The sequence below is a fragment of the Achromobacter agilis genome (assembly GCF_900496965.1).
GTDB classification, from domain to species: Bacteria; Pseudomonadota; Gammaproteobacteria; order Burkholderiales; family Burkholderiaceae_B; genus Achromobacter; species Achromobacter agilis.
Map to the genome: position 1 here is coordinate 89,003 of NZ_UFQB01000014.1, position 16,638 is coordinate 105,640.

17 protein-coding genes are annotated in these 16,638 nt (G+C 66.4%); 14 read left to right on the forward strand and 3 right to left on the reverse strand.

Going from position 1 to position 16,638, the window contains the following annotated elements:
• Positions 1-2: 2 nt before the first annotated feature.
• The 4 genes from AGI3411_RS17260 to AGI3411_RS17275 all read left to right on the forward strand — a co-directional run bounded on the left by AGI3411_RS17260 (position 3) and on the right by AGI3411_RS17275 (position 4,938).
• Positions 3-1,751, forward strand: coding sequence for a putative 2-aminoethylphosphonate ABC transporter permease subunit (locus AGI3411_RS17260; protein WP_129528590.1), 1,749 nt, complete (start codon positions 3-5; stop codon positions 1,749-1,751).
• Positions 1,752-1,778: 27 nt separating this feature from the next.
• On the forward strand, positions 1,779-2,600 hold the full coding sequence (phnX, locus tag AGI3411_RS17265) for a phosphonoacetaldehyde hydrolase (protein WP_129528591.1): 822 nt from the start codon (positions 1,779-1,781) through the stop codon (positions 2,598-2,600).
• A 96-nt stretch (positions 2,601-2,696) separates the two neighbouring features.
• Positions 2,697-3,719, forward strand: a complete 1,023-nt coding sequence (locus AGI3411_RS17270; RefSeq protein WP_129528592.1) for a putative 2-aminoethylphosphonate ABC transporter substrate-binding protein — start codon at positions 2,697-2,699, stop codon at positions 3,717-3,719.
• An 88-nt stretch (positions 3,720-3,807) separates the two neighbouring features.
• Positions 3,808-4,938, forward strand: coding sequence for a TIGR03364 family FAD-dependent oxidoreductase (locus tag AGI3411_RS17275; protein WP_129528593.1), 1,131 nt, complete (start codon positions 3,808-3,810; stop codon positions 4,936-4,938).
• Positions 4,939-5,017: 79 nt separating this feature from the next.
• Here the strand turns inward: AGI3411_RS17275 and AGI3411_RS17280 are convergent, their stop codons facing one another.
• The 3 genes from AGI3411_RS17280 to AGI3411_RS17290 all read right to left on the reverse strand — a co-directional run bounded on the left by AGI3411_RS17280 (position 5,018) and on the right by AGI3411_RS17290 (position 8,647).
• Entirely contained in the window at positions 5,018-6,166 is a 1,149-nt protein-coding gene (locus tag AGI3411_RS17280) for an aromatic ring-hydroxylating oxygenase subunit alpha (protein WP_129528594.1), read from the reverse strand.
• 380 nt (positions 6,167-6,546) lie between these two features.
• Positions 6,547-7,557: an acyltransferase gene (locus AGI3411_RS17285; RefSeq protein WP_129528595.1), complete on the reverse strand. Its 1,011-nt coding sequence runs from the start codon at positions 7,555-7,557 to the stop codon at positions 6,547-6,549.
• A gap of 121 nt (positions 7,558-7,678) precedes the next feature.
• On the reverse strand, positions 7,679-8,647 hold the full coding sequence (locus AGI3411_RS17290) for a Bug family tripartite tricarboxylate transporter substrate binding protein (protein WP_129528596.1): 969 nt from the start codon (positions 8,645-8,647) through the stop codon (positions 7,679-7,681).
• Positions 8,648-8,795: 148 nt separating this feature from the next.
• Between AGI3411_RS17290 and AGI3411_RS17295 the strand changes: the two genes are divergently transcribed.
• From AGI3411_RS17295 to rplI, 10 genes are all read left to right on the forward strand, one after another.
• The gene (locus AGI3411_RS17295) at positions 8,796-9,650 is read left to right on the forward strand and encodes an IclR family transcriptional regulator (protein ID WP_129528597.1); all 855 of its coding nucleotides are present in this window, start codon (positions 8,796-8,798) and stop codon (positions 9,648-9,650) included.
• A gap of 82 nt (positions 9,651-9,732) precedes the next feature.
• Entirely contained in the window at positions 9,733-9,999 is a 267-nt protein-coding gene (locus tag AGI3411_RS17300; protein WP_129242699.1) for an exodeoxyribonuclease VII small subunit, read from the forward strand.
• 7 nt (positions 10,000-10,006) lie between these two features.
• The gene (locus AGI3411_RS17305; RefSeq protein WP_129528598.1) at positions 10,007-10,918 is read left to right on the forward strand and encodes a polyprenyl synthetase family protein; all 912 of its coding nucleotides are present in this window, start codon (positions 10,007-10,009) and stop codon (positions 10,916-10,918) included.
• Between the two features lie 53 nt (positions 10,919-10,971).
• On the forward strand, positions 10,972-12,834 hold the full coding sequence (gene dxs, locus AGI3411_RS17310) for a 1-deoxy-D-xylulose-5-phosphate synthase (RefSeq protein WP_129528599.1): 1,863 nt from the start codon (positions 10,972-10,974) through the stop codon (positions 12,832-12,834).
• Between the two features lie 191 nt (positions 12,835-13,025).
• The gene (gene folE2 / locus AGI3411_RS17315) at positions 13,026-13,823 is read left to right on the forward strand and encodes a GTP cyclohydrolase FolE2 (RefSeq protein ID WP_129528600.1); all 798 of its coding nucleotides are present in this window, start codon (positions 13,026-13,028) and stop codon (positions 13,821-13,823) included.
• Positions 13,824-13,830: 7 nt separating this feature from the next.
• Positions 13,831-14,745, forward strand: a complete 915-nt coding sequence (locus AGI3411_RS17320) for a DUF817 domain-containing protein (RefSeq protein WP_129528601.1) — start codon at positions 13,831-13,833, stop codon at positions 14,743-14,745.
• 215 nt (positions 14,746-14,960) lie between these two features.
• Entirely contained in the window at positions 14,961-15,335 is a 375-nt protein-coding gene (gene rpsF / locus AGI3411_RS17325; RefSeq protein ID WP_129242709.1) for a 30S ribosomal protein S6, read from the forward strand.
• A 51-nt stretch (positions 15,336-15,386) separates the two neighbouring features.
• The gene (priB, locus tag AGI3411_RS17330) at positions 15,387-15,710 is read left to right on the forward strand and encodes a primosomal replication protein N (protein ID WP_129528602.1); all 324 of its coding nucleotides are present in this window, start codon (positions 15,387-15,389) and stop codon (positions 15,708-15,710) included.
• Positions 15,711-15,819: 109 nt separating this feature from the next.
• Entirely contained in the window at positions 15,820-16,092 is a 273-nt protein-coding gene (gene rpsR / locus AGI3411_RS17335) for a 30S ribosomal protein S18 (RefSeq protein WP_006218308.1), read from the forward strand.
• Positions 16,093-16,106: 14 nt separating this feature from the next.
• On the forward strand, positions 16,107-16,562 hold the full coding sequence (rplI, locus tag AGI3411_RS17340) for a 50S ribosomal protein L9 (protein ID WP_129528603.1): 456 nt from the start codon (positions 16,107-16,109) through the stop codon (positions 16,560-16,562).
• The last annotated feature ends 76 nt before the right edge of the window (positions 16,563-16,638 follow it).

The window sequence follows — 16,638 nt, forward strand, 5'->3', positions numbered from 1 at the left end:
CCATGATCCAGACATCCAACGCGTCCGCTCCGGCCGCGGCCACGGTGCCAACGCTGGGCCGCCGCCCCTTGCCTGCCTGGGTCGGCGCCGCCGGCCTGGCGGGCGGGCAGGGCGCGCTGGCGCTGTGCCTGCTGGTGTTCCTGGCGCTGCCCCTCGTGGCGATCCTGGCCAAATCCGTCACCGACGGCAACGGCGACTGGGCCGGCTTGTCGGTGGTCGCCGGCATCATCGGCGGCGACGGTTTCCTGGGCATGGTCGCGCGCAGCCTGGCGGTGGGCGTCGTCACGATGCTGCTGGTCGTGCCCTGCGCCTACGGATTCGCCTACGGCCTGACGCGCACGCGCCTGCCGGGCAAGGGGTTGCTGCGCACCATCGCCTTGCTGCCGCTGCTTGCGCCGTCGCTGCTGCCGGGCATCGCCCTGGTCTACCTGCTGGGCAACCAGGGGCTGCTCAAGGGCCTGACCGGCGGTGCAACCATCTACGGTTTCTGGGGCATCGTCGTGGGCGAGGCGTTCTACACCTTCCCGCACGCGCTCATGATCCTGCTGACCGGCCTGGCCCTGGCCGACGGCCGCCTCTACGACGCCGCGCGCGCCATGGGCGCGGGCCCTTTGCGCACGTTCATGACCGTGACCCTGCCCGGCACCCGCTACGCGGTGTTCTCCGCCTGCTGTGTGGTGTTCACGCTGACGGTGACGGACTTCGGCGTGCCCAAGGTCGTGGGCGGCGATTACAACGTGCTGGCGATGGAGGCCTACAAGGCCGTGGTCGGCCAGCAGAACTTTCCCAAGGGCGCGGCCATCGGCCTGTTGCTGCTCTTGCCCGCCATCCTGACCTTCGCGCTGGACCGCCGGCTGCGCGCCCGCCAGGGCGCCCAGATGAGCGGCCGCGCCCAGCCCTATGCCGCGGGGCCCAACGGCCGCCGCGACGCCGCGTTCCTGGCGCTGGCGGGCGTGCTGGCTGCGTTCCTGTTGCTGATCATCGGCGTGGCGGTGTGGGCGTCGTTCGTGAAGATGTGGCCCTACAACCTGTCCATGTCGCTGCGGTCCTACGATTTCGACAATATGGACGGCGGTGGCTGGCTGGCCTGGCGCAACAGCCTGCAGCTGGCGTTCTGCACTGCTGTGGTGGGCACCGCCGTGGTCTTCGCCGGCGCCTGGATGATGGAGAAGGTGCCGGCCCGGAGCGCGCTGGCGCGCGGCCTGCGCGGGGTGGTCGGCATGCTGGCCCTGATGCCCATGGCCGTGCCCGGTCTGGTGCTGGGGCTGGGCTACATCTTCTTCTTCAACAGCCCGATGAATCCGCTGAATGTACTGTACGGAACCATGCCGCTGCTGGTTCTCTGCACGGTCATCCACTTCTACACCAGCGCGCACCTGACGGCCTCCACGGCGCTCAACGCGCTGGATCCCGAATTCGAAGCGGCTTCCGCGTCGCTGAAGGTGCCGCGCCTGACCACGTTCCTGCGCGTGACCCTGCCGATGTGCCTGCCAGCCGCGCTGGACGTCGCCCGCTACCTGTTCGTTTCCGCCATGACGACGGTGTCCGCCGTGGTGTTCCTGTACAGCCCGTCCACCGTGCTGGCCGCGGTCGCGGTGCTGAACATGGACGACGCCGGCTTCATCGGCCCCGCCGCCGCCATGTGCACCGTGATCATGGCCAGTTCGGCCGCTGCGGCGCTGGTCCTGCACTTGGCAAGCCGCGCCCTGGTGGCGCGCAGCCAGGCCTGGCGCCGCCCCTCCGCGCAATGACCGCCTATTTTCTTGAAGGATGACCTCATGACTGTTTCGCCTTTGCCTGTCCGCCTGGAGGCGGTGATCTTCGATTGGGCCGGAACGCTGGTCGATTTCGGTTCCTTCGCGCCCACCAAAGTGTTCGTCGACGCATTCGCGCAGTTCGGCATGGAGGTGTCGCTGACGCAGGCCCGGGGCCCGATGGGCGTGGGCAAGTGGGATCACATCCGCGCGCTGTGCGACGAAGCCGACATCGCCAGCCAGTACCAGGCCCGGTTCGGCCGCCTGCCCACGGACGAGGACGTGACCGCCATCTATGAACGCTTCCTGCCGATGCAGCTGGAGAAGGTCGCCCAGTATTCGGCGGCGATACCGGGCGTGGCCGAGCTGCTGCGCGCGCTGCGCCAGCGCGGCCTGAAGATTGGCTCCTGCTCCGGCTATCCGGACAGCGTCATGCGCCGCGTGATCGAGCGCGCCGCCACGGAGGGCCTGGAACCCGATTGCATCGTCGCCAGCGACGATGTGCCGCGTGCCCGTCCCGCGCCGGCCATGGCGCTGAAGAACGTGGTGGAGCTGGGCCTGTCGGACGTGGCCGCCTGCATCAAGGTCGACGACACCGCGCCGGGCATCGAGGAAGGGCGCCGCGCCGGCATGTGGACCGTGGGGCTGCTGCTTTCCGGCAATGCCGCCGGCCTGACGCTGGACGAATACCTGAGCCTGGACGAGGCGGGCCGCCAGGAGGCGCGCTCGCGTGCCAGCGCCGAACTATCGCCCGCCGCGCCGCACTACCTGATCGACACCGTTGCCGACCTGCCCGCCGTGATCGCCGACGTCGAATCCCGCTTGTCCGCAGGCCGGCGCCCTTAACCGTTCACCGACCCCAACGCACCGCATACGGGACCGGCTCAGGCCGGCCCCGGAGGCCTTTTTCAGCCTTTTTTCCGCTTACCCACGGAGTACTTCATGAATCGCTACAAGCTGCTTGCACTGGCCGCCGCCCTGACGGGCGCGATGGGCGCCGCCTCCGCCGAGACCACCCTGACCGTCTACACGGCGCTCGAAGCCGACCAGATCAAGGCCTACCAGGCCGCGTTCGAGAAGGCCAATCCCGACATCAAGATCCAGTGGGTGCGCGACTCCACCGGCATCATCGCCGCCAAGCTGCTGGCCGAGAAAAACAACCCCAAGGCGGACGTGATCTGGGGCCTGGCCGGCACGGCCCTCGGCCTGATGGACAAGGAAGGCATGCTGCAGCCCTACGCGCCCAAGGGTCTGGACCAGATCGCCGCCAACATGCGCGACGCCAAGGCCGAGCCGGCCTGGGTCGGCATGGACGGCTACGCCGCCGCCATCTGCTTCAACACCATCGAAGCCGAAAAGCAGAAGCTGCCCAAGCCCACTTCGTGGCAGGACCTGACCAAGCCGGTCTACGCCGGCAAGATCGTGATGCCGAACCCGGCGTCCTCGGGCACGGGCTTCCTGGACGTGAGCGCCTGGCTGCAGATCTTCGGCGAAGACAAGGGCTGGGCCTACATGGACGCCCTGCACAAGAACATTGGTTCGTACACGCATTCGGGCTCCAAGCCTTGCAACATGGCCGCCGCGGGCGAGTTCCCGATCGGCGTGTCGTTCGACTACCGCGCGGCGAAGCTGAAGGCCGATGGCGCGCCGGTCGAAGCCGTGTTCCCGTCGGAAGGGCTGGGCTGGGAAGTCGAGGCCACCGCCATCGTCAAGGGCACGAAGAACCTGGAGGCCGCCCGCAAGCTGGCCGACTTCTCGGCCAGCCGCGAAGCGAACGAGCTGTACAAGGCCAACTTCGCCGTGCTGGCGATTCCCTCGGTCGCCACGGTCAACCCCAACCTGCCCGCGGACCTGACTCAGCGCATGATCAAGAACGATTTCACGTGGGCCGCCACGAATCGCGAACGCATCATCGCCGAATGGACCAAGCGTTACGACGGCAAGTCCGAGCCGAAGAAGAAGTAATCGCCGATGCGGCGGCAGCGGCCGCCGTTCGCCGGCGGGGCGCCCGACAGGGCGGCCCCGCCGCAATCCCTATCGCAGTGTTCCAGAGATGAAAAATTTCGACGTAGTCGTGGTGGGCGCAGGCATGCTCGGCATCGCGCACGCCTGGGCGGCCGCCAAGCGCGGCCTGTCCGTGGCCGTGATCGAGCGCAGCCGCCAGGCGCATGGCGCCACGATCCGCAATTTCGGCCAGGTCATCGTAACGGGCCAGGCGCCCGGCACGATGCTGTCGCACGCGCAGCAGGCCCGCGAACTATGGCTGGACCTGGCGGCCAAGGTAGGCTTCCACGTGCGGGCCAATGGCGCCCTGGTGCTGGCGCGCAACGCCGACGAGGCGGACGTACTGCAGGAGTTCGCCGACACGCGCATGCGGCAGGAAGGCTACCGCGCCGAACTGCTGTCGGGCCGCGAGGTCGCCCGCCTGTACGACGGCCGGCTGGCGCACCATTGCGCAGCCCTGCAAGGCCATGACGACCTGCAGATCTACTCGCGCGAGGCGCTGCCGGCGATCACGCGCTACCTGGCCGAGTCGCTGGGCGTCACCTTCATCACCGGCACGCTGGCGCGCGCCGTGGAAGGCGGCCTGGTCTGCTCCTCGGCGGGCGAATTCCAGGGGGGGCATGTGTTCGTCTGCCCGGGCCACGATTACCTGACCCTGCTGCCCGAATTGTTCGCGCCGCTGAACCTGGAGGTCACGCGCCTGCAGATGCTGCGCGCCGCGTTCGAGACGGCTCCCATCGCGCTGGACCGTCCGCTGCTCACGGGGCTGTCCTGCGTGCACTATGGCGCGTTCTCGGACCTGCCTTCGGCGCTGGCGCTGCGCGACGTAATCCGGGCGCGCACACCGATGCTGCTGGAGAACGGCATCCATCTGCTGATCAGCCCCACGCCCTATGGCGAACTGATCATCGGCGACTCGCACCGCTATGGCCAGGATGCGCCGCCGTTCAATGACGAAACGGTGGACGACGCGATGCTGGACCTGGCCTCGCAGGCCCTGGGCGCGCGCCTGCGCGTGCTCGAGCGCTGGCAGGGCGTCTACGGCGCGCACGGGCCGGCGCCGTTTTCGGTAATGCCGGTCGATCCGGCCACGACGGTGGCGGTCATGCATTCGGGCGTGGGCATGACGGTCGGGCTGGCTATCGGCGAGCGCACCGTCGCGGGCGCGCTGGGCCGCTGATCCGGAGTGCTCCGCCGGAAAAAAAAGCCTCGCGTTCGCGAGGCTTTTTTACAGGGGTGGGGCGCCGAAGCCCAGCGCTTCAGAGCTTCTCCTGCATGATGCGGCGATACCATTCGTGGAAGTGCTGCATGCCGTCTTCCATGGGCGACTGGTAGGGGCCGGTTTCGTTCACGCCGCGCTGCATCAGGGCCCTGCGGCCGGCGTCCATGCGTTCGGCGATTTCGTCGTCCTCGATGGCCGTTTCCATGTAGGCGGCGCGCTGCGCCTCGACGAATTCGCGCTCGAAGGCGGCGATTTCCTCGGGGTAGTAGAACTCGACCACGTTCACCGTTTCTTGGGGGCTCTTCGGATACAGCGTCGAGAGTACCAGCACGTGCGGATAGAGCTCGATCATGTGGGTCGGGAAATACGTGACCCAGACCGCGCCGAAATCGGGCGCGTCGCCTTCGCGGAACGCCAGCAGACGGTCATGCCACTGCTTGTAGACGTCCGAGCCCGGCTGCGCCAGCGCATTGTGCACGCCCACCCGCTGCAGGCTGTACCAGTCGTTGAACTCCCAGGTCAGGTCGTCGCACGTGACGAAGCGGCCCAGGCCGGGATGGAACGGACCGACGTGGTAGTCCTCCAGGTAGACCTCGATGAAGGTCTTCCAGTTGTAGTTGCACTGGTGCACTTCGACGTGGTCCAGCACGTAGTCGCCGAAGTCGAACTCGGGCCGCGAGAACAGCGACGCCATGTCGGAGGCCGGGTCGCGCGGGCCTTCGAACAGCAGGCCGTGGCAATCGCGCAGCCGGAACTTCTGCAGATTCATGCAGGGCGTGGTGTCGAACTGAGGCGCGCCCAACAACTCGCCCTGGTTGTTGTACGTCCAACGGTGCAGCGGACACACGATGTTGCCGCCGGTAGCCTTCAGATTGCCCGCCGTGTTGCAGTTGCCGGCCACATTGCCGGTTTCACCGCCAAGCATCAATGCCTGCCGGTGGCGGCAGACATTTGAGATGAGTTCGACGCCTTGCTGGTTGCGGACCAGCACGCGCCCTCCGTTTTCCTGGACCAGCGTACGCCAGTCTCCGGTTTCGGGCACCAATTTCTGGTGGCCGACGTATTGCGAGGATTGCTTGAAAATGAGTTCTTGCTCGCGGGCAAAGAGGGCTTCGTCAAAATATGCGCTGACGGGTAGCTGGGTGCGAGCTGGCACTACATGTGCCATCCGACCGATGTCGGTCATGATTCCCTCCGCTCGGATAAAAAAGCCAGGACGGTTGAGCTTTTAGCCAAGCAGATTGGCGTGGTGGCCTTGCCCAGCGTCAAAGGGGGACCTGTCCGGCCGGGCTTGAAGGCCTGGCCAAATCCGCCGGTTTGAATTCCGCTGGGCAAATCCGCCAAGTGAAATCCGCTGGGTGAATTCCGTTCTGGCGCGAAGAAAAATCGGTGTCTGGCCGATCAAATAAGCCGTGAATTGTACCCCAAGCCCTTCCCCTGCGCCCGTGACGATCCATGAAGCTTGGCGACGCCGTGACGGAGCGGTTTTAGCCGTTGCCGGCGCGAAGCGGGTTCAGTCCGGCAGGGGGCTCGCGGCGGCCCTGGCCAGAGGGCGGGCCGGCGCCGTCAGACGAGCCTGCGGGTGGCCGGGTGCCGCCTCAGCAGCCAGCTGCTTGCGGCCGACATCGCGAAGACCGCCGCGGCCAGCAAAGGCACCATCCAGGCATCGCTGCGGGCGCCCGTCATGGCGCCGGCGCGGCGCGCCACGTCCAGGAACAGCGGATGGATCAGATAGACGCCGAAGGTCAGGGGCGCCAGCGAAGCCAGCCGCGGGACGCGCGGCGAGGAAACGATCCATTGGAACGCGGCCAACGACATGAACGGCACGGTCAGGCTGAAATAATCATAGAAATACGTATCCAACGTCCGGTTGCTGGACATCGTGTAGACGCCCAGCGCGGTCGCGGCCACGCTGGCCGCCAGCATCAGGCCGGGACGCGGCACGCGCATCTGGCCGTCGAAGATCAGGCGGCCGGCCACGAAGTAGCCCAGATACGGCAGGAACCAGGTCAGGAAAAAGCCGGCGGGCGCGCCCAGCGCGCGGCGGTACAGCGCGTCCAGGATCGCCACGCCCAGGATGCCGACGACCCACAGCCCGCGCGCGCGCGGCGTGCTGCGCGCATAGAGCAGGCGGGTCAGCGGGGCGAACAGGTACAGCCCCACGATCATGTACAGGTACCACAGGTGGTAGTAGGGCTCGCCCTGCACGACCTTGCGCGGCCAGAACGAAAAATCGATGCGGCCGTCGTCCCACCAATCCAGCGCGGTGCGCCAGGCCAGGTAGAAAAGCGTCCAGAAGAGCAGCGGCGCGCAGATCCGCGCCATGCGCCGGCTGTAGAACTGACGGGCGTCCTGCGGCTTGTCGGGATCCAGCAGCAGGGCGCCGCTGACCATGACGAAAACGGGCACGCACCAGCGGGCGGCCGAATCGTACAGATTGGCGGCCAGCCAGGCTCCCCCGCCATAGGCGGCGGGGTTGCTGACGATCATGGCCGCGCTGTGCAACAGGACGACGGCCAGGGCCGCCAGCCAGCGCGCCGCGTCCAGGCGCGCATATCTTTCTTCCAGGTACGGCATCGGACTCCCGGTTTGGTGTTTGTTTCACCATAGCAGCCGGGAGCGCGTGGCTGGTGTATCCAGCGGTTAGGGCCTGTTAACGCCGTTTCGCGAACGTCTTGTCACGAAACGGCGCGGCCCGTCATTGCAGGACGATGTTGGCCTGCTTGATTAGCTGCGAGATGATGGGCTGCTCGGTCTTGATCTGTTTGTCCAGTTCGGCCGCCGTGCCGGTCCGTGGATCGATGCCCATGTCCAGCATGCGCTTTTTCACCGTTTCATCCTGGAGCGTTTCGGCCAGCGCCTGCTGCAGCTTCTCCAGCGCCGGGGCGGGCGTGCCCTTGGGCGCGACGAAGCTGAACCACGCGGTCAGGTCGAACGCGGGGTAGCCCTGTTCGGCCAGCGTTTCCAGTTTGGGCTGCGTGGCCAGGCGCGTGGGGCTGGTGATCGCGAACACCTTGACCTTGCCCGCGTCGGCCTGCGGCATGCCGGTAGCCACCATGTCGAAGAACAGGTCCACGTCGCCGCTGATGAGCGCCGGCAGGGCCTGGGTCGCGCCCTTGAAGGGCACGTGCAGGATGTCGATGCCCGCGCGCGCTTTGAAGAGTTCGCCGGCCAGGTGGGACGAGGTGCCGGGGCCGAACGTGGCGAACGTCAGCTTGCCCGGGTTCTGCTTGGCATAGGCGACAACGTCCTGCGTGCTATTGAAGGGCCGCTTGGGGCTGGACAGCAGGACCAGCGGCCCCACGCCCACCATGCCGATCCGGGCGAAGCCGTCCGGATCGTAGGGCAGTTCCTTGTACAGGTAGCGGTTCGTCACCAGGGTGGAGTTGGTGGCCATCAGGATGGTGTAGCCGTCCGGCGCTTCGCGCGAGACGAACGCCGCGCCGATGGAGGTGCCGGCGCCTGCCTTGTTTTCGACGATCATGGGCTGGCCCAGCGTCTTGGCCATGCGCTCGGCCAGGATCCGCGTCAGCACATCGGTGGCGCCGCCGGCCGGGAAGGGCGAGACGACCTTGATCGGGCGGGAGGGATAGGTGTCGGCCTGGGCGCCCAGCGCCGCGGCGCTGAGGAGCAGGGTAGCCAGCAGTTTGAAGCTCGTGCGTATCATGTGTTCCCCTTGATGTCGCGTACAGGAGTGGATCGTCAGGCCTGGCCGTGTTTGCGTTCTTGCCAGTTCCCTTCGGATGATTTAAATTCCGCAAAATGGAATTTAATTTTGTTATTCGAAATAAACTATAAAAACGAAGCGAATAGAAATGCAATCTTTTTCTGACGCCAAGCGCATCGTCCATCCCGCCGCCAAACCGGACGGCAAGGTCGAACTCAGCCTGCCCGCGCGCCGCAAGCGCACGGCCGGCGGCGGAGAGGGCGCCAATTCGCCCGATTTCATTACCGCGCTGGCGCGCGGACTGGACGTGCTGCGCTGCTTCCGCCACGGAGTCACCGCGCTGGGCAACCTGGATCTGGCGCGGCTGACCGGCCTGCCCAAGCCCACGATCAGCCGCATCACCTTCACCCTGACCGAGTTGGGTTATCTGCGCTATCACCCGGACACGGGCAAGTATTCGCCGGGCTACGGGGTCCTGGCGCTGGGCTTCGGCCTGCTGGCCGGCCTGGAAGTGCGCGAACTGGCCAAGGCGTCCATGACCGAACTGGCCCGCGGCACGGGCGGCGCGGTCGCCCTGGGCGCCTTCGACGGCGACGCCATGACCTATGTCGAGGCCATCCACGGGTCTTCGGCGCTCTATCTGCGCCTGCCGGTCGGCTACCGCGCGAGCCTGGACAGCGCCATGGGCCGGGCCTACCTGGCGAGCCTGCCTGTCCCGGCGTGCAACGACGCGCTGGCGCGCCTGGGCGAGACCGCACCGGCGGGCGCCGCCATCGAGCGCGCTCGCGCCGAGCTGAGCGAGTCGGGCTGCTGCTTCGCCATCGGCGAGTGGCAATCGGGCATCAATGCCGTCGCGGTTCCGTTTTCGTCGGTTACGGGCGAAGGCGTGTTCGTCATGAGCTGCGGAGGGCCCGCCGGCCTGCTGCCCGAGGCCGAGCTGCGGACGCGCGTGGCGCCATTGCTGCGGGCCGCGATCGCGGGACTTGCGGGGGCGCCGGCCTGAGACGCGCGGGGCATCGGGGCAGGGCTTGGGTATCTCGTACAATTCACGGATTGATCCACCCCTAGCGTCCTCGGAGACCCGTTTGGCCAAACCCTCACAAGCCGACCCGCAGGTCGATGACCGTCCCTTGCCCCAGGATTTCGAAACGGCGCTGGCCGAACTCGAATCGCTGGTCGCGGCCATGGAAGACGGATCGTTGCCGCTCGAGCAATCGCTGGCTGCCTACCGGCGCGGCGTGGCGCTCACGCGAGTCTGCCAGGATCGCCTGGCGCAGGCTGAGCAGCAGGTGAAGGTCCTGGAAGGCGACTTGCTGCGCCCGCTGGACCCGGCGGCGCTGGATGACGAATAAGAACCCGATGAAGCAAAATCAACTCGCCTTTCCGGAGTGGCTGCAGGGACGCGTGCGGCACGTCGAAGAGGTCCTGGACGATCTCCTGCCCTCCGCGGATGCGCTGCCCGCCCGCCTGCACGAAGCCATGCGGTACGCCGTGCTCGGCGGCGGCAAGCGGGTGCGGGCGGCGCTGGTCTATGCGGCGGGGCAGGCCTGCCCCGTCAGCGGCAGCGTGCTGGCCGTCGAGGCCTCGCTGGACCGCGCCGCCGCCGCGGTGGAGCTGATCCACGCCTATTCGCTGGTGCACGACGACCTGCCCTGCATGGACGACGACACGCTGCGCCGCGGCCGGCCCACGGCGCACGTGCAATTCGACGAAGCCACCGCCATGCTGGCGGGCGATGCGCTGCAGCCACTGGCCTTCGATCTGCTGGCCTCCATGCCGATCGCGCCCGCGCTGATCGTGCAGGCGACCCAGTCGCTGGCACGGGCCGCGGGCAGCCAGGGCATGGCGGGCGGCCAGGCTATCGACCTGTTTAGCGTCGGCCGCGCGCTGTCGCGCGACGAACTCCAGACCATGCACAGCATGAAGACGGGCGCCATGCTCGCGTGCAGCGTGGCCCTGGGCGGAATCGTCGCCGGCGCCAGCTCGGCCACGCGCCAGGCGCTGGACGCCTATGCGCAAGCGGTGGGCCTGGCGTTCCAGGTCGTGGACGACATCCTCGACGTGACCGCCGACAGCGCCAGCCTGGGCAAGACGCCGGGCAAGGACGCGGCCGAGAACAAACCCACCTACGTATCGCTCCTGGGGCTGTCCGAGGCGCGGGCGTTTGCCGGAGAACTGCGCGAGGACGCGCTGGCCGCGCTGGCCCCGCTGGGCGACGCGGGCTCGCGCCTGGCCGAACTGGCGGATTTCATCGTCCTACGAGACCGCTGAGCCGAGACAAGCCCGGGCTGGATGCAGGCCGGGCCAACGAACCATATAAAAGCATGACGACAGATTTATTGGACCGCATTCAATCCCCGGCAGACCTCAAGCGCCTGGATCGCCGCGAGCTCAAGAAGCTTGCCGACGAGCTGCGAGGCTTCGTGCTGGAATCGGTATCCAAAACGGGCGGGCACCTGTCGTCCAACCTGGGCACCGTCGAGCTCACGCTGGCCCTTCACCAGGTATTCGATACGCCCCATGACCGCATCGTCTGGGACGTGGGCCATCAGTCCTATCCCCACAAGATCCTGACCGGCCGCCGCGCCGGCATGGCCCAACTGCGGCAGCAGGGCGGCATCTCGGGTTTCCCGAAGCGCAGCGAATCCGAGTACGACGCTTTCGGCACGGCGCACTCGTCGACCTCCATCTCGGCCGCGCTCGGCATGGCGGTCGCGTCGCGCAACGCCGGCGTGCAGCGCCAGCACATCGCCATCATCGGCGACGGCGCCATGTCCGCCGGCATGGCGTTCGAGGCCATGAACAACGCGGGCGTCACGCCCAACATCAATCTGCTGGTGATCCTGAACGACAACGACATGTCGATCTCGCCGCCGGTGGGGGCGCTGAACCGCTATCTGGCCCGCCTGATGTCGGGCCGTTTCTATGCGGCGGCCAAGAACGTCGGCCGCGCGGTGCTGCAGCACGTGCCGCCGGTGCTGGAATTGGCGCGCCGCTTCGAAGAACACGCCAAGGGCATGGTCACGCCGGCCACGCTGTTCGAGGAATTCGGTTTCAACTACGTCGGCCCCATCGACGGCCACGACCTGGACGCGCTGGTGCCCACCCTGCAGAACCTGAAGGCGCTGCAGGGCCTGCAGTTCCTGCACGTGGTGACGCGGAAAGGGCAGGGCTACAAACTGGCCGAGGCCGACCCAGTCCTGTACCACGGCCCCGGCAAGTTCGACCCCGCCGTCGGCATCCAGCAATCCAAGGCGCCGGGCAAGCGCACGTTCACCCAGGTGTTCGGCCAGTGGCTGTGCGACATGGCCGAGCAGGATACCCGCCTGGTCGGCATCACCCCGGCCATGCGCGAAGGCAGCGGGCTGGTGGAATTCGAAAAGCGCTTCCCGCAACGGTATTTCGATGTGGGCATCGCTGAGCAGCACGCAGTGACCTTCGCCGCCGGCATCGCCTGCGAAGGCCAGAAGCCCGTGGTCGCGATCTATTCCACCTTCCTGCAGCGCGGCTACGACCAGTTCATCCACGATGTCGCGCTGCAGAGCCTGGACGTCACGTTCGCGCTGGACCGCGCCGGCATCGTCGGCGCTGACGGCGCCACCCATGCGGGCAACTACGACATCGCCTTCTTGCGCTGCGTGCCCAACATGGTGGTGGCCACGCCGTCGGACGAAAACGAAACGCGCTTGCTGCTGTCCACCTGTTATCAGCATCCCGGCCCCGCGTCGGTGCGCTATCCGCGTGGCGCGGGTTGCGGCGCGGCGGAAACGCCCGGGCTGGATACGGTGGAACTCGGACGCGGCGTGGTGCGCCGCGAAGGCGCCCGGATCGCCATCCTGGGCTTTGGCACCCTGGTCCAGGCCGCTCTCGGCGCCGCCGAAAAACTGGACGCGACCGTGGCCGATATGCGCTTTGCCAAGCCGATTGACCGCGAACTGGTGCTCGACCTGGCCGCCCGCCACGACGCGCTGGTCACGCTGGAAGATGCGTCCATCATGGGCGGCGCGGGCAGCGCCGTGCTGGAAACGCTGGCCGCCGCCGGCGTGCTGATTCCGGTGCTGCAGCTGGGCCTGCCCGACGAGTTCATCGACCACGGCGAGCAATCGGCCCTGCTGTCCGGCATCGGCCTGGATGCCGCCGGCATCGAGCGTTCGATCCGCGCCCGCTACGCCGGCCTGCTCGGCTGAACGGCTCTCCATGCAGGCCGGGGCGCCGCGCCCGGGCCCGCATGGATGAAACACACTGTTCCGGCCCCGCTAACCTACGAAGAAAAGGGTTTTCCCTGGCGATTGCCGGAGTATGGGCGATAATGCTCCCCTTCTCTAGATTCCTAGGCCCGTGCATATCCACGACTGAACGCCTAGACAGGTAAGCCGAAATGAATTCTCCGATCGACCCCGCCATCGTGATGCCCGACGTCCAGAGTTCGGCGGACACCCGGCACATCCCGATTCAGCGCGTGGGTATCCGTGGCGTGCGCCACCCCATGCTGGTTGAAAGCGGCGACGGTTCGCCCCAAGGCACCGTGGCCAACTGGACGCTGACGGTGGCGCTGCCCCCCGAAGAAAAGGGGACGCATATGTCCCGCTTCGTGGCGCTGCTCGAAAAATACCGCAGCACGCCCATGACGCCGGCCCTGTTCCGCGCCATGGCGGCCGACATGCTGCCACTGCTGCATGCTGAACGCGGCGACATCACGGCGTCGTTCCCGTATTTCATCAACAAGTCCGCCCCGATCTCGGGGGTGCAGAGCCTGCTCGACTACGAAGTCCAGTGGATCGCGCGCGCCCAGGGCGAAGCGGTCGAGTTCGAGCTCATCGTGCAGGTGCCGGTCACCAGCCTCTGTCCGTGTTCCAAGGCCATCTCCGAATACGGCGCGCACAACCAGCGCTCGCATGTCACCGTGTCGGCCATCCTCAATGGCGACATCGGCATGGACAGCGTGATCCGCCTGATCGAAGAGGAAGGTTCCTGCGAACTGTGGGGCCTGCTGAAGCGCCCCGACGAAAAGTACGTCACCGAGCGCGCCTACGACAACCCCAAGTTCGTCGAAGACCTGGTGCGCGACGTGGCGGCCCGCCTGAACGCGCATCCCGGCATCGCCCGCTATCGCGTGGAGGCCGAGAACTTCGAATCGATCCACAACCACTCGGCCTACGCCGTCGTGGAAGGCTGAGCCTTCGGTGCGCCATCCGGCGGCCAATGACTGGCCGCTAATCGCCCGGCTGCAGGATCGGGAATCGCGGCTGGCCAGCAATCTGGCCGGCCGCGGACGTTTGGGCGCCGCGTTCTACGAATTCCTCCGTTTCGGCGCGAAGCAGGCCTGGGCCTGTCTGTTCGGCGGCCTGATGTGCGCGCTGCTCCTGGGCACCCACTGGTGGTATCCCAAGGACGCCGTCCTGGCCCGCTACGACTTCCTGACGCTGGCCGCGCTGGGCATTCAGGCGGCGCTGCTGGCGCTGCGCATGGAAACCTGGAGCGAGGCCCGCGTGATCCTGATGTTCCACGTCGTGGGCACGGGGATGGAGCTGTTCAAGACTGCGGCGGGCTCCTGGATCTACCCGGAAGCCAGCGTGCTGCGGATCGGCGGCGTGCCGCTGTTCACGGGCTTTATGTACGCGGCGGTGGGCAGCTACCTGGCGCGGGTCTGGCGCCTGTTCGACTTCCGTTTCCGGGCGCATCCGCCGCTGGCGGCCACGATATTCCTGTCCGTGCTGATCTACGTGAATTTCTTCGCGCACCACTTCATCACGGACTTCAGGCTGGCGCTTTTTGCGCTGACCGCCGTTCTGTTCGCCCGCACCTGGGTGTATTTCCGGATCTGGCGGGACTACCGCCGCATGCCCCTGTTGCTGGGGTTCGTCCTGGTGGCGCTGTTCATCTGGTTCGCCGAGAACATCGGCACCTTCGCCAACGCCTGGCGCTACCCGAACCAGTCCGGCGGCTGGGAGTGGGTGTCCGCCGCCAAGCTGGGTTCCTGGTTTCTGCTCATGATCATCAGCTACGTGATGGTCAGCGTGGTCAACCGGTCCCGGGAAATCGAGCCGGCCGACGCGGCCCCGGGCCTGGATGCCGGCGGGGAAATGGCGCGTCCCTGATTTTTTCAGGACGGGGCTGCTTGCATCGGGCAGCCCGATCGGCGATAATCGAGAGCTTTCTTGCTCGACCGCCCATGGTTTTTGGGTAGCGGGCTGCCCCTTGCGGGCCGGCGTCACCCCCCCCTGTTGCGTGCCAAAACCGCAGCGAACATCCGTGATGGAAAGCGCGGGTGCAGGACGCCAGGCCAGCGAGACATCCTCAAGGAGTTTTACTCATGCGTCACTACGAAGTGGTGTTTATCGTTCACCCCGACCAAAGCGAGCAAGTGCCCGCCATGGTCGAGCGTTACCAAGCGCTGGTCACGGGCCAAGGCGGCTCGGTTCACCGCCTGGAAGACTGGGGTCGCCGTCAACTGGCCTACCCGATCCAGAAGCTCGTCAAGGCTCACTACGTCTGCCTGAACATCGAGTGCGGCCAAGCCACGCTGGATGAGCTGGAACACTCGTTCCGCTACAACGACGCCGTTCTGCGCCACCTGGTCATCAAGACCAAGAAGGCCCAGACCACGCCCTCGATCATGATGAAGTCGGTCGAGCGCGAAGAAGCCCGCAAGGCTTCGGCGGAAGCGGCCGCGGCTCAGGCCGAGTAAGCAGGGCTCACGCAGAGCTATTCCCATGTGGTCCCCTCGGTGCCTGGCAGGATGAACAAGCTGGAACTCAGCGCCCGCGTTCTCGAATGCGAGCCTTTGCGCCACACTCCCGCCGGACTGCCAGCGCTGGAAATGCTGCTGGCTCACGAGTCCGAAGTCATTGAAGCCGGCCTTCCGCGCCGTGTTGAACTGACGATCACGGCCGTGGCACTGGGTGATCTGGCGTTGCTGTTGAAGAACACCGCGTTAGGGTCCGAATTGCTGGTGCAGGGGTTTTTGGCTCCCGCCCGCAAGGACTCGGTGAAGATCAAGCTGCATTTGCAGCAGGCGCGCAAGATCGGCGGCAGCGCAGGACGCGATCCGCTGGTGGCCTGAAGGGAATGAGCAAGAGGCGCGATGAGCGCCTTCTGAATTCGGATAGGTTATGGGGATTCGGGCCCGATTCGGGTAAAACCCGGCCCCCTCAAACAAAGAGGCACATATCATGGCTTTCTTCGGAAAACGCAAGGAAAAACGCAAATTCACGCAGCAGAACCCGCTCTTCAAGCGTCGTAAGTTCTGCCGCTTTACCGCCGCCGGTGTGGAAGAGATCGACTACAAGGATCTGGACACCCTGCGCGACTTCGTGCAAGAAAACGGCAAGATCATCCCGGCTCGCCTGACCGGCACCAAGGCAATCTACCAGCGCCAGCTGGACACCGCCATCAAGCGCGCGCGCTTCCTGGCCCTGTTGCCTTACACCGACAACCACAACTAATCCGGGGCACTGAAATGCAAGTTATTCTGCTCGAAAAAGTCGTCAACCTGGGTAACCTCGGCGAAGTCGTCCGCGTGCGTGATGGCTACGCCCGCAACTTCCTGATTCCCCAGAAGAAGGCCCGTCGTGCAACCGACGCCGCCATGAAGGAATTCGAAGCCCGCCGCGCTGAACTGGAAAAGGCCCAGGCTGAAAAGCTGGCCGCTGCCCAAGCCCTGGGCGAGCGCCTGTCCGGCTTCCAGCTGAAGATCGTCCAGAAGGCTGGCGTCGACGGCCGTCTGTTCGGCTCGGTCACCAACGCCGACGTCGCCGAAGGCCTGCGCAAGGCTGGTTTCGAAGCCGTCGAGAAGGCCCAGGTGCGTATGCCCAACGGCCAACTGAAGTCGGTCGGCGAGTTCCCGGTCCAGGTCGCCCTGCACGCCGACGTTCTGGTCGACGTCACGGTCCAGGTCGAAGGCGAACTGTCCTAAGCCGGTACCGGCAGTGAGAAAAAGCCGGCCCGCGCGCCGGCTTTTTTTTGCCTTGTATCCGGCGCGGTATTTCCTC

Bases quoted from the DNA above. Each gene is read 5' to 3' on its own strand.
- AGI3411_RS17275 (WP_129528593.1), top strand. From the start codon at position 3,808: ATGAAAAATTTCGACGTAGTCGTGGTGGGCGCAGGCATGCTCGGCATC.
- AGI3411_RS17305 (WP_129528598.1), top strand. From the start codon at position 10,007: ATGAAGCAAAATCAACTCGCCTTTCCGGAGTGGCTGCAGGGACGCGTG.
- rplI (WP_129528603.1), top strand. From the start codon at position 16,107: ATGCAAGTTATTCTGCTCGAAAAAGTCGTCAACCTGGGTAACCTCGGC.
- AGI3411_RS17285 (WP_129528595.1), bottom strand. From the start codon at position 7,557: ATGCCGTACCTGGAAGAAAGATATGCGCGCCTGGACGCGGCGCGCTGG.
- dxs (WP_129528599.1), top strand. From the start codon at position 10,972: ATGACGACAGATTTATTGGACCGCATTCAATCCCCGGCAGACCTCAAG.
- AGI3411_RS17270 (WP_129528592.1), top strand. From the start codon at position 2,697: ATGAATCGCTACAAGCTGCTTGCACTGGCCGCCGCCCTGACGGGCGCG.
- rpsR (WP_006218308.1), top strand. From the start codon at position 15,820: ATGGCTTTCTTCGGAAAACGCAAGGAAAAACGCAAATTCACGCAGCAG.
- AGI3411_RS17295 (WP_129528597.1), top strand. From the start codon at position 8,796: ATGCAATCTTTTTCTGACGCCAAGCGCATCGTCCATCCCGCCGCCAAA.
- priB (WP_129528602.1), top strand. From the start codon at position 15,387: ATGAACAAGCTGGAACTCAGCGCCCGCGTTCTCGAATGCGAGCCTTTG.
- folE2 (WP_129528600.1), top strand. From the start codon at position 13,026: ATGAATTCTCCGATCGACCCCGCCATCGTGATGCCCGACGTCCAGAGT.
- rpsF (WP_129242709.1), top strand. From the start codon at position 14,961: ATGCGTCACTACGAAGTGGTGTTTATCGTTCACCCCGACCAAAGCGAG.
- AGI3411_RS17290 (WP_129528596.1), bottom strand. From the start codon at position 8,647: ATGATACGCACGAGCTTCAAACTGCTGGCTACCCTGCTCCTCAGCGCC.
- AGI3411_RS17280 (WP_129528594.1), bottom strand. From the start codon at position 6,166: ATGACCGACATCGGTCGGATGGCACATGTAGTGCCAGCTCGCACCCAG.
- phnX (WP_129528591.1), top strand. From the start codon at position 1,779: ATGACTGTTTCGCCTTTGCCTGTCCGCCTGGAGGCGGTGATCTTCGAT.
- AGI3411_RS17260 (WP_129528590.1), top strand. From the start codon at position 3: ATGATCCAGACATCCAACGCGTCCGCTCCGGCCGCGGCCACGGTGCCA.